The sequence below is a fragment of the Bacteroidota bacterium genome, from assembly GCA_039714315.1.
Lineage (GTDB): Bacteria > Bacteroidota > Bacteroidia > Flavobacteriales > JADGDT01 > JADGDT01.
The window spans coordinates 1-11,976 of the sequence record JBDLJM010000098.1; the positions used below are offsets into that span (position 1 = coordinate 1).

The following is an 11,976-nucleotide window of genomic DNA, read 5'->3' on the forward strand; positions in this document are numbered from 1 at the left end:
AAGGCTATTGAACAAGGTATTTTGGCGGCTGACCTTAGGAAGCCTCCAAAATGCCATTGTGAAATGCCTGAGGGCTGAGGACTATAACGGATAGCGGGATTAGGCCCCTATATATATTACAGTCAGAAAGCTACTAAAAACAAAAAAGGCGCTACTCACGTAACGCCTTTATATTTTTAAAATTTGCCGTTTAGGATTAACCTACTGCAATTTTTTGATGTGAAAACTATTTTATGATTTTGTCACATCGAATCCCTTAATTAGAGTTTTGTATAAACAATACTATTTGATAGCAAGGGATTTCATATTCGTCATTGCTCCACGAAGAACTTCACCGATTTTTTCTACACCGTGATTACGGATAGCTTTATTTACAGCGATCAACTCCTGGTTATCAACTCCGTTTCCGTTTGATTCGAATGCTTTACCAATGATGTTAGTCTCAACTTTTTTCATAAAGTCAGCCAATAATGGTTGAGCAGCGTGATCGAAAAGGTAAGTTCCGTACTCGGCAGTATCAGAAATAATACGGTTCATTTCGTAAAGTTTTTTACGGGCGATTGTATTTGCGATAAGCGGAGTTTCGTGTAAAGACTCGTAGTAAGCAGACTCAGGCTTGATACCGGCTTCTACCATAGCTTCGAATGCCAACTCAACACCAGCCTTAACGAATGCAACTAATAATACTCCATTGTCGTAGTACTCTTGCTCATCAATTTCCTGTGATGTGTTTTCTTGTTTTTCGAATGCTGTATCTTGTGTAGCAGCTCTCCAATCAAGAAGGTTTTTATCGTCGTTAGCCCAATCTTCCATCATTACTTTAGAGAATTCTCCGGAAATGATATCGTCCATGTGCTTATTGAATAACGGACGCATGATATCTTTTAACTCTTCAGAAATCTTGAATGCTTCGATTTTTGCAGGGTTTGATAAACGATCCATCATGTTTGTGATACCACCGTGCTTAAGACCTTCAGTAACTGTTTCCCATCCGTATTGGATAAGTTTTGAAGCGTAACCCGGTTCAATACCTTTTTCAACCATTTTGTCGAAAGAAAGGATAGCTCCGGTTTGAAGTAAACCACAAAGTATAGTTTGCTCACCCATAAGGTCAGACTTAACTTCTGCTACGAAAGAAGAAGCAAGTACACCTGCAGTGTGACCTCCAGTTGCTACACAGTAAGCTTTTGCTATTTCGAAACCGTCTCCCTGAGGATCATTCTCAGGGTGAACAGCGATAAGTGTTGGAACACCAAATCCACGTTTGTACTCTTCGCGAACCTCAGAACCCGGAGACTTAGGTGCAACCATAATTACTGTAAGGTCTTTACGAACCTGCATTCCTTCTTCAACGATGTTGAAACCGTGAGAATAAGAAAGTGTAGATCCTTTTTTCATCAATGGCATAACTGCAGTAACAACAGAAGTATGTTGTTTATCCGGAGTTAAGTTAATAACCAAATCAGCCGAAGGAATCATTTCTTCGTAAGTACCAACTGCGAAATTGTTTTCAGATGCGTTTAAATATGATTGACGCTTTTCTTTGATAGCTCCTTCACGCAAAGCGTAAGAGATATCTAATCCTGAATCGCGCATGTTTAAACCCTGGTTAAGTCCTTGCGCACCACAACCTACGATAACAACTTTTTTTCCTTCAAGTTTTTTTACACCATCAGCGAATTCTGAGTTATCCATGAAGTCGCATGTTCCTAACTGCTTTAATTGATCACGTAGTGGAAGTGTGTTAAAATAATTTGCCATTTTAAAATTTAGTTTATCGTCTTGGCTAAGCCTAGACAGTTTATTATGGCTAACGCCATTATTGTTTATGATGCCCGTGACATCGGTTAATTTATTTTTTACTTATGAAGTTTGCTTAGCCTCTTCTTCAACATCCTGAAGAATTTCCTGGAAAAGTACCATTGGTTTAGATATGGCAACTCTACCGGAGCGCACAAATTCGAATACTCCATGAACTTTTAAATCCTCGAATAGAGCCTGAGTTTCTACTTTATGGCCTGTTTTTTCTATTACAAAATAATCCTTGTGTACAGCAAGAATACGTCCACTGTGCTTTCTTAAAAGTCTTTCGATTTCCATACCGTCGGTAAGCACATCTGTTGAAAGCTTGTACATCGCCACTTCCTGAGTTACCAATTCCTCTTCTGCGAAATATCCTGCTTTAATTACGTCAACCTGACGCTCTATACGCTTAGACATAAGCATCATTAACGAAGCGGTAGCATGAGTAACTATTGTAAAACGGTAAACCCCTGCAACTTCCGATTCGGAAACTGTTAAACTGTCAATGTTCAGGTTTCTGCTCGTAAAAGTATTTGTAATTCTTCCCATAACTCCGATATGGTTTTCGGAATATACGAAAAGAGTATATTGTTTATTTTCTTCCATTTTCTAATGCTTTAGGCCGTATGCTTTAGACTTTAGGCTGTTTGCCTATCGCTCAAAGCATATAGCTTTTTATTTTAGTCTAACTTCAGTTACAGCAGCGCCTCCGGGCACCATTGGGAATACATTAAGTTCTTCCTGTACGGCAACTTCCAGTAAATACGATTTATCACAATCCAGCATTTCCTGTAATGCGGCCTGTAAATCTTCACGTTTTTCTACTTTTTTGTATTCTATGCCATAAGCTTCAGCTATTTTACCAAATTCGGGACTCATCATTGGAGTTGAAGCGTAACGTTTATCGAAGAATAAATCCTGCCATTGACGTACCATTCCAAGGTATCCGTTATTAAGAACAACCTGTTTTACAGTAACACCATACTCCATTATTGTACCGAACTCCTGCATAGTCATTTGAAAACCGCCATCACCCGAAAAAGATACCACTTCACGGTTTGGAGCTCCAAGTTTAGCACCTATTGCTGCAGGAAGTCCAAATCCCATTGTTCCTAAACCTCCTGAAGAAATAAAGGATTTTGTCTGCTTAAATAAAGAATATCTTGAAGCAAACATCTGGTGTTGTCCAACATCTGTAACAACAACAGCCTCTCCATCAGTCATTTTTGAAACATCCCTAACAACTTCGGCCATTGTTATTTTACCTTCACTTGGTTTTAATATTTTATCCCAAATTTCTTCTTTCTCTATGGCTTCAAGCTTATCAAACTCCGCTTTCCAGTCGGAATGATTATTCTTTTCTATGTAATCAAGTACGTTTGTAAGCGTTGCTTTAGCATCACCTAAGACAGTAACCTCTGCTTTTACATTCTTATGAAATTCAGATTTGTCAATATCGAAATGAATAACCTTTGCCTGTTTGGCATACTGATTCAAATCGCCTGTGATTCTATCATCGAAACGCATACCGATTGCAATTAATACATCGCATGAGTTTGTTAAAACATTAGGGGCATAATTTCCATGCATACCTACCATACCAACAGCATTAGGGTGATCGGTATCAAGTGCCGAAATACCTAAAAGGGTATTAGCTGCCGGAATATCTGCTTTTTCAACAAGTTCTTTAAGTTGCTTTTCAGCACCGCTCAAAATTACTCCCTGCCCAAATATAATCATCGGTTTTTTTGCAGAGTTAATAAGCTCAGCTGCTTCTTTAAGCTCTTCAATATTTAATTTCGGATAAGGAACATAGCTTCGAATATATTCATGCTTTTTTAACTCGTATTCTATCTCTTCGAACTGAATATCTTTTGAGATATCTATCAATACAGGTCCTGGTCTTCCGGTACTTGCTATGTAAAACGCTTTTGCAATTACTTCAACAATCTCTTCTTTTTTTGTAAGCTGATAGTTCCACTTAGTAATTGGAGAAGTTATACCTGTAACATCTGTTTCCTGAAATGCATCAGAACCTAAAAGGTTTGCATTTACCTGTCCTGTTATACATACCAGTGGAGTAGAATCCAGATGAGCATCGGCAATACCGGTAATCAGGTTTGTAGCTCCGGGTCCGGAAGTAGCAAAGACGACCCCAACTCTACCTGAACTTCGCGCATAACCTTCGGCAGCATGTATTGCTCCCTGCTCGTGACGAGCCAGAACGTGAGTAATCTCATCGCTCATATTATACACTGAATCGTAAATTGGCATATTGGCACCACCCGGGTAGCCAAATATATAATCAACACCATGATCGATTAAAGATCGGATAACCGCATCGGCTCCGCTCATTTTAATCGCAGTAGGCTTGATTGCCTTGTTGCTTTTGTTTTTACTTACTACTTCCATTGTAAGATTTATTTATTAATTATTCTATTTTACTATCAAACACATTTATATAAAAAAAATCCTTTCACACGGATGAGAAAGGATTTTAGTATACTATTAGTAACACAATATCTGCCTCATCAGGTTTCCCGAAGAAGAATAATGACGTTACTGATAATATCAAATCTAAGCATGTTTTTTATATATTTCTAATTTGTAAAAAGCCGTCTTTATCAGACGGCTCAATAACTTTTGCACCAATTCGGAAAACATTATGAACGTAATATTTTCTGAAATTTAGATGCTATCACTTTAACAACTTTACAAGGGTAAAGATATATAGTTTACATCAATAACCGTAAAATTATCTGATCTTTTCATTAATTACTTTCTGTTTTCATTATATCTGTTGAAATATTTCAATTTAATTGACAATTTGAAATTTTCATACTCCAAAAACTTCCAATGAATTAGCAGTTGTAACCTTTGCAATTTCAGAAATTGGCATTTCGTATATATCCGATAACTTATCAGCGACTTTTAACAGGTAAATGCTTTCATTTCGTTTGCCACGATATGGTGTAGGGGCTAAATATGGAGCATCGGTTTCCAAAACAATATTCTGCAAATCAATCTGTTTTAAAAACTTATCAATTTTTCCATTTTTAAAAGTAGCTACTCCACCAATTCCCAATTTCATATTATAGGAAATTGCTCTTTCGGCTTGCTCCAATGTTCCTGTAAAACAATGAAAAATCCCTCTTAGCTTTTCGTCTTTTTCTTCTTCCAGTATTTCAAATATCTCGTCAAAAGAATCTCTAACATGTATTATTATTGGCAAATTCTTTTCTTTAGCCCATTGTATCTGCTTACGAAAAACAAACTGTTGTTCTTTGAGAAAAGTTTTATCCCAATAAAGGTCGATTCCGATCTCTCCAATCGCTACAAAATCTCTCTTTCTTATCCACTCTTCAACATGCTTTAACTCCTTTTCCCAATTTTCATCAACCGAAGTTGGGTGCAAGCCCATCATTGCAAAACAATTCTCAGGGTACTGTGCTTCAAGCTCGAGCATCGCCTCTGTACTTTCGCTATCAATACCGGGAAGAAACATCCTGCTTACTCCGGCATCTATAGCATTTTTTATTACCTCATCTCTGTCTTTATCAAATTGTTCTGAATAAAGATGAGTATGTGTATCCGTTAAAACCATTACTTTCTATAATTTGCTGCAAAAGTAATGAATTCTATCTCATTCCAATCAATGCTTTAATACGCAAGAAAAATTTGTTAAAAGGGATTGGCCGTTTATTTGTATAAACAAGGTAAAACGGCCCAAATCCACTAACCAACATAAGGTTTTGAATACTTTCAGTCCTATGAAATACTGACTAAATTGCTTTTTGGTTCCTTCCTAGGTAACCATTAAATATTTTTGTTAAATGTTCATCCGTAACCTCCTTAACCTTATCGGCTACATCAAGGAAATGATGATAAACTGTATTAAGTTCTTCCACCTCTAAATCAAAGCCTATTTTCTTAGCCCTATAATTCAAAGCAGCTCTTCCACTACGTGCTGTAAGTATGAATGCTGATTCACCGGCACCTACAGATGCAGGATCAATTATCTCATAATTTTCACGGTTTTTCAAAACACCATCCTGATGAATTCCTGATGAATGAGCAAATGCATTAGCCCCGACAATTGCTTTGTTTGGCTGCACAACCATTTTCATTCTCTCTGAAACCAATTGACTGATCGGATTCAACATTACAGAATTTATTGATGTGTGAAAGTTTAGCAATTTCTGTTGTTTAATTGCCATCACAACTTCTTCCAACGCAGTATTTCCTGCTCTTTCACCAATACCATTGATTGTACTTTCGATCTGACGTGCTCCGTTTTGAATTCCTGCTAAGGAATTTGCTGTTGCCATTCCCAAATCGTTGTGGCAGTGAGTAGAAATAATCACATTATCAATTCCATCAACATTATCTTTCAGGAATTTTATCTTTTCTCCGTATTCCTGTGGCAGGCAATATCCTGTTGTATCAGGAATATTTACAACTGTAGCTCCTGCTTTTACAACCTCCTGAATAACTTTTGCCAAAAATTCATTATCAGTTCTACCGGCATCTTCAGCATAAAACTCTACATCATCAACAAAATTTCTGGCGTATTTTACGGCTGCAACACCTCTGCGGATTATTTCTTCGGGTGTTGATTTTAATTTATTATATATATGTTGTTGCGAAGTACCAATACCTGTATGTATCCTACCTCTTTGCGCATATTTTAAAGCTCTTCCGGCTACTTCAATATCATTTTCTACGGCTCTTGTCAACCCACAAACCGTTGGGTTTTTCACAGCTTTTGACACCTCCATTACCGCTTCGAAATCTCCGGGACTTGAAACAGGAAATCCGGCTTCAATAATATCTACACCAAGTTCTTCGAGTGCTAAAGCTATTTCAATCTTCTCACGGGTATTTAATTTACTTCCGGGAACTTGTTCTCCATCCCTCAATGTTGTGTCGAAAATATAAACTTTATCACCTGACATAAACTGTTTTTTTTAATTTTGCTACTTAGAGCAGACTTTAATTATTTCTATTTGATAATACAAATCACGATATTTTTAAAGATTAATCTAAAACACATTTTTTTATTATTACGGTTTCCAAAGTAAGCAACATATCGCCTATAGTCTTTATTTTCTTACTTTTATGATAAATTTTATTACGATGGCAAACTCGAAAAAGGATAGTACTTTTCAGTTAATAAAAACACTTTCTAAAGCCGAAAAAAGGAATTTCAGGCTTTATGCGAAGCATCGGCACAGTAGTGGCGATCTGAAATTTGTACAACTTTTCGATACTATGGATAAAATTGAGGCTTATGATGAAGAAATAATTCTAAAGAAAGTTAAGAGTATTTCTAAAGGACAGTTATCGAATCAAAAGGCACATTTATACAAAATTTTATTATCGAGTTTGCGCCACCTGCATAAAAGCAATTCTGATATCCAGGTGAGAGAGAATTTAGATTATGCAAGACTACTTTACAATAAGGGACTTTATATGCAAAGTTTAAAAGTATTGGATAAAACAAAAGTGCTTGCAAAAAAATCATATTTCACTACATTACATCTGGAAGTTGTAGAATTCGAAAAAGAAATAGAATCACGGTACATAACCCGCAGTATAGAAAAGCGTGCTGAAAACCTTAGTAGTGAGTCATGCAAATTAGTTTCAGAAATAACTTCCGCCAACCAGTTGTCGAATTTCGCGTTGAGCCTCTATGATAGATATCTGAAAGAGGGCTTTGTAAAAAGTGAAAACGATTACATACGAATACACGATTTCTTTATAAATAACCTTCCGAAATATGAGTACAATGAACTGGATTTTTTCAGCAAATTATACTTATACCAATCACATGTATGGTATCACCTGATTACTCAGGATTTCAAAATGTGTTTTCGCTATGCACAAAAGTGGGTGGATATTTTTGAATCGTCACCACACATGATTGATCTTGATCCTGATATGTACCTCAAAGGTATACATAATTTACTCAATGCATTGCATCACGTGGGAACTGACCACCACAACAGATTCATAGAGGCATTGAATAAGATGGAAAGCTTTAATGAAAAGAGAAAGGGAAAACTTAATGAAAATTCTGAATTGTTATCATTCTTATATTTAGAATCAAATAGAATTAATAATTTCTATATGACGGGGGAGTTTAGCGAAGGTGTTAAAATGATTCCATATTGGGAAGAACAGATGGCATATTTCAAAGACAGACTTGACCCTCACAGAATTTTAGTCTTCTATTACAAATTTGCTTCTTTACTTTTTGGAGCTGGCAAAAACAAAGAGGCTATAAGGTATTTGAATAAAATAATAAATTTTGGAGACCAAAAACTGCGTGAAGATATTCATGTTTACAGCCGCCTATTAATGCTTATCGCCCATTTCGAACTTGGAAATGAAGATTTGCTGGAATATCAGATAAAATCTGTATACAGATACCTTGCAAAACTTCATGATTTGGGAGAGGTACATAAAGAAATCTTCAAATTCTTGAAGCGCACACCGGGCTTTACTCAAAAAGATCTGAAAACCGAATTCAAAAAGATACTCAAAAAACTAAAGGTAATACGTAATCATCCCTACGATAAACGTCCTTTCCTTTACTTAGATTTAATCTCGTGGCTAGAAAGTAGAATTGAGGGTATTACTGTAGAGCAGGTAATCAAAGAAAAGTTTTTGGGATTAAGGGAGTAAATGTGTGTGAGTTTTTGTTTTGTTCCACTGTTAAACATGTTTCTTTTTCGATTTCATAATCCTAATTTTGAGTTTAGAAATCGCTCTAACATTATCAGTATTTAAGTTTATTATTGCGAATATCATTATTACTGCACTAACTATCTGTACCGGCAATAGTATGCTCCCGTTAATTATATAATCGAAGAACACAGCCGAAATAGGAAAAAATTGTTCCATAATAGTAGCTATAATAGCTTTTACACGCTTTAAACCATAATAGTACAGCATCATTGAGCCTGAACCCGTAGTAAGAGCAATCAACATAATAACAATCCAATTCTGACTTGTTGCTTCTGCAAAGCCGTTAAAAGATGAATTAGCAGCTACAACGAAAAACATTATAAATGCAGTAAAACCATATCTAAAAAACGTTGTTGAGGCAAAATCCAGTTTATTCATTACTTTTTTACCGAAAACTGTTGAGCTACCAAACGAAAATGCAGCAAGAATGGCAAATAACGAAGCCTGAAAAGTATTATTACTCAAATCAAATACGGGAGTTTCAAATCCAAAAGTCAGGAAATAGCCCGAAACTAATGCCACAGCAGCCCAAAAAATGTAACGCTTTCGCAACCTTTCTTTTAAAAAGGTAACTGCCAGAAAAATCGCAAATATCGGTTGTAATTTCTGAAGTAATACTACTATCGAAAGAGAGTGAAAGTTTACCAGGAAAAGAGCTTTGACTATTGCCATAGTTCCTATTACACCACCAAACATTGCAATAAAAATTAATGATATAAGCTCTGATTTATCTAATGTCTTTAATAACGAATATTTCTTGTAAAGAAATAAATTCATCAATAAAAATGGAATAAGGTGAAGTATAAAAACAACAAAAGTAACATCTAAATTATATAATCTGGGAGTTAATGCGATGCCGTCAAAGCCCCACAATATAGCGGATATCCCAATTATAGTAGCTCCAAAAATTACACTCTTACTTTTGTCCATCTATCTAAAAAGTACTTTTGTACAAAGAAAAGACTATTTGCAGATATAAAAAAGCGAGCCTGTCTCAAACTTACTATTTAAATATTGGCGTTTTTTAACCTATTAATAATACCAGCCTTAAAACTTTAATCTTATTTTTGTGTTTACAAAAGTGTTATAGACAATATGAAGAGGGGAAAAATAATTAAATCTATTGGGACACCTGAACCTTTAGGAGCTACGATTATAAAAAATGGGGTGAACTTCTCCGTTTTTTCTCAAAATGCTAAATCAGTTGAATTATTATTATTTGATGATAAAGATGATATCGAGCCTACGTATACAATTGCTCTCTCTCCTGAAGAAAACAAGTCGTATTATTACTGGCATATTCATATTGAAGATATTGGTGCAGGGCAATATTATGCATATAGAATTGATGGAGAATATAATCCTTCAAAAGCATTGGCATTCGACAAATCTAAAATACTGATAGATCCCTATGCTAAAGGAATTTATGCAATGGACTACGATAGGATGAAAGCCGAAAAATACGGCGTTGACAACATAGCAAATGGGTATAAATCGGTTGTTGTAAATAGTAGTGACTATGATTGGGAAGATGATTCTCACCCTAAAACAGACTTATCGGATCTCGTAATTTACGAAATGCACATAGGTGGATTTACAAAATCTAGAAGCTCAGGTCTGGACGAAAGCATCAGGGGTACCTATGCGGGATTGATAGAAAAGATACCATATTTGAAATCTCTGGGAATAAATGCTGTTGAGCTGATGCCTGTATTTGCTTTTGATGAACAGGATGCTCCGGTAAATAAGAGTAATTACTGGGGATACTCGCCTATTAATTTCTTTGCTATACATAATACTTACAGCACAGAAAAAGAACCGATAGAAGCTATCCGTGAATTTAAGGATATGGTGAAAGCTTTGCACAAGGAGGGTATTGAAGTGATTTTGGATGTTGTTTATAACCATACTGCAGAATCAAACTACGGAGGCCCGTTATTGTGTATGAAAGGGTTCGAAAACGAAGCATACTACATTTTAGACTCTGTAGATAAAGCAAAATATTTGGACTTTACAGGTTGTGGAAACACATTTAATGCCAATCATTCAATATCACGAAGGATGATTATTGACTCATTGAATTATTGGGTAAAGGAGATGCATGTTGACGGCTTTCGTTTCGATCTCGCATCAGTACTTTCGAGGAGCGAATTTGGTGAGCCGATTGTAAATCCCCCAATTATTTGGTCGATAGAATCCGAACCGACATTAGCATGTACAAAACTAATAGCAGAAGCCTGGGATGCTTCGGGACTATATCAGCTAGGGATTTTTACCGGCGATAAGTGGGCTGAGTGGAATGGAAAATATCGCGATGATATCAGGAGATATGTAAAGGGAGAAGGTGGTATTGTTTCAACAATAGCATCCAGAATTGTTGGCAGTCCGGATATTTTTAAGAAAAGTACCTATAAGGTATCGAAAAGTATACATTTTATTACCTGTCATGATGGTTTTACCATGAACGATCTGGTTTCATACAATCAAAAGCACAATGCTGCAAATGGCGAAAGCAACCTGGACGGAGCCAATGATAACCACAGTTGGAATTGTGGAGTTGAAGGAAAAACTAATGATAAATCAATTGAATATTTACGTTTAAAACAGATTAAAAACTTCTTCGCAATATCATTCTTTTCACAGGGTACGCCAATGATATTAATGGGAGATGAAGTAAGGAGAACGAAAAATGGCAACAACAACTCATATTGTCTAGACAGTGAAATAAACTGGTTCGACTGGAACCTGATAGAAAACAATACAGAACTGTTGAATTTTGTAAGGTCATTAGTATCAATTACCCAGGAATTTAAAGTACTTAGGTATTCAAAAAATATGGATACTGTTGCCAGTGAAGATGGTTGTCCGGTTATTTCGTGGCACGGAACAAAAGTAAACGAACCGGACTGGAGCGAAAACTCACATTCTTTAGGTTTTGAATATCACTATCCGAAAAGAAAGGAAAGAATACTGGTTTTTATGAATATGTTTTGGGAGGATCTGGAATTTGAAATTCCGGAAGCTATATACGGCAAATGGAATTTACAGGTTGATACATCTCAGGATAACAGCGATACCTGTACTCTTTTCGACAATAAAAAAAGTATAATGGTCGAAAACAGATCGATTGTGGTATTGATAGATAAATAATTTATACCAATTACACATCAAAATGAAATGTAATTGAATTAGATGATATAAATTAAAAGAGGCACAATTGTTTTAATCACAATTGTGCCTCTTTTACTATAAAAATAAATATATTATTTCAACCATTTATCCAGCCAACTGAAAAACTCAGTATGCCATATCATACCATTTTGAGGTCCCAGTACCCAATGGCCTTCGTATGGAAAATATAATCCACGAGATGGTATTCCCATTAGCTGAGCAGCATTAAACGCCTGCATTCCCTGAGTATAT

General features: G+C 35.9%; 9 protein-coding genes. 2 read left to right on the forward strand and 7 right to left on the reverse strand.

Annotated features, from left to right (window positions below; all coding sequences use genetic code 11):
• Positions 1 to 282: 282 nt before the first annotated feature.
• The 5 genes from ilvC to ABFR62_09975 all read right to left on the reverse strand — a co-directional run bounded on the left by ilvC (position 283) and on the right by ABFR62_09975 (position 6,758).
• Entirely contained in the window at positions 283 to 1,761 is a 1,479-nt protein-coding gene (ilvC, locus tag ABFR62_09955; GenBank protein ID MEN8138742.1) for a ketol-acid reductoisomerase, read from the reverse strand.
• Positions 1,762 to 1,863: 102 nt separating this feature from the next.
• Positions 1,864 to 2,409 (reverse strand): acetolactate synthase small subunit, encoded by a 546-nt coding sequence (gene ilvN / locus ABFR62_09960; GenBank protein ID MEN8138743.1) that lies wholly within the window; start codon positions 2,407 to 2,409, stop codon positions 1,864 to 1,866.
• 69 nt (positions 2,410 to 2,478) lie between these two features.
• The gene (ilvB, locus tag ABFR62_09965) at positions 2,479 to 4,215 is read right to left on the reverse strand and encodes a biosynthetic-type acetolactate synthase large subunit (GenBank protein MEN8138744.1); all 1,737 of its coding nucleotides are present in this window, start codon (positions 4,213 to 4,215) and stop codon (positions 2,479 to 2,481) included.
• A 424-nt stretch (positions 4,216 to 4,639) separates the two neighbouring features.
• Positions 4,640 to 5,407, reverse strand: coding sequence for a TatD family hydrolase (locus tag ABFR62_09970; protein MEN8138745.1), 768 nt, complete (start codon positions 5,405 to 5,407; stop codon positions 4,640 to 4,642).
• 178 nt (positions 5,408 to 5,585) lie between these two features.
• Positions 5,586 to 6,758 carry a 2-isopropylmalate synthase gene (locus ABFR62_09975; protein MEN8138746.1) on the reverse strand — a complete coding sequence of 391 codons (1,173 nt, stop codon included), beginning with the start codon at positions 6,756 to 6,758 and terminating at the stop codon, positions 5,586 to 5,588.
• Between the two features lie 181 nt (positions 6,759 to 6,939).
• Here ABFR62_09975 and ABFR62_09980 point away from each other — a divergent pair, with 181 nt between their 5' ends.
• Complete coding sequence (locus ABFR62_09980) at positions 6,940 to 8,490, forward strand: hypothetical protein (protein ID MEN8138747.1); 1,551 nt, start codon at positions 6,940 to 6,942, stop codon at positions 8,488 to 8,490.
• A gap of 30 nt (positions 8,491 to 8,520) precedes the next feature.
• On the opposite strand, the gene ABFR62_09985 is transcribed toward ABFR62_09980, so the two are convergent.
• A complete protein-coding gene (locus ABFR62_09985) occupies positions 8,521 to 9,483 on the reverse strand; it encodes a DMT family transporter (GenBank protein ID MEN8138748.1) in 963 nt (320 codons plus the stop codon).
• Positions 9,484 to 9,648: 165 nt separating this feature from the next.
• Between ABFR62_09985 and glgX the strand changes: the two genes are divergently transcribed.
• Complete coding sequence (gene glgX, locus ABFR62_09990; GenBank protein ID MEN8138749.1) at positions 9,649 to 11,703, forward strand: glycogen debranching protein GlgX; 2,055 nt, start codon at positions 9,649 to 9,651, stop codon at positions 11,701 to 11,703.
• Positions 11,704 to 11,816: 113 nt separating this feature from the next.
• On the opposite strand, the gene ABFR62_09995 is transcribed toward glgX, so the two are convergent.
• The coding region (locus ABFR62_09995; protein ID MEN8138750.1) for a prolyl oligopeptidase family serine peptidase at positions 11,817 to 11,976 on the reverse strand (160 nt) is incomplete at its 5' end.

Bases quoted from the DNA above. Each gene is read 5' to 3' on its own strand.
- ilvN (MEN8138743.1), bottom strand. From the start codon at position 2,409: ATGGAAGAAAATAAACAATATACTCTTTTCGTATATTCCGAAAACCAT.
- ABFR62_09980 (MEN8138747.1), top strand. From the start codon at position 6,940: ATGGCAAACTCGAAAAAGGATAGTACTTTTCAGTTAATAAAAACACTT.
- ABFR62_09985 (MEN8138748.1), bottom strand. From the start codon at position 9,483: ATGGACAAAAGTAAGAGTGTAATTTTTGGAGCTACTATAATTGGGATA.
- ABFR62_09970 (MEN8138745.1), bottom strand. From the start codon at position 5,407: ATGGTTTTAACGGATACACATACTCATCTTTATTCAGAACAATTTGAT.
- ABFR62_09975 (MEN8138746.1), bottom strand. From the start codon at position 6,758: ATGTCAGGTGATAAAGTTTATATTTTCGACACAACATTGAGGGATGGA.
- ilvB (MEN8138744.1), bottom strand. From the start codon at position 4,215: ATGGAAGTAGTAAGTAAAAACAAAAGCAACAAGGCAATCAAGCCTACT.
- glgX (MEN8138749.1), top strand. From the start codon at position 9,649: ATGAAGAGGGGAAAAATAATTAAATCTATTGGGACACCTGAACCTTTA.
- ilvC (MEN8138742.1), bottom strand. From the start codon at position 1,761: ATGGCAAATTATTTTAACACACTTCCACTACGTGATCAATTAAAGCAG.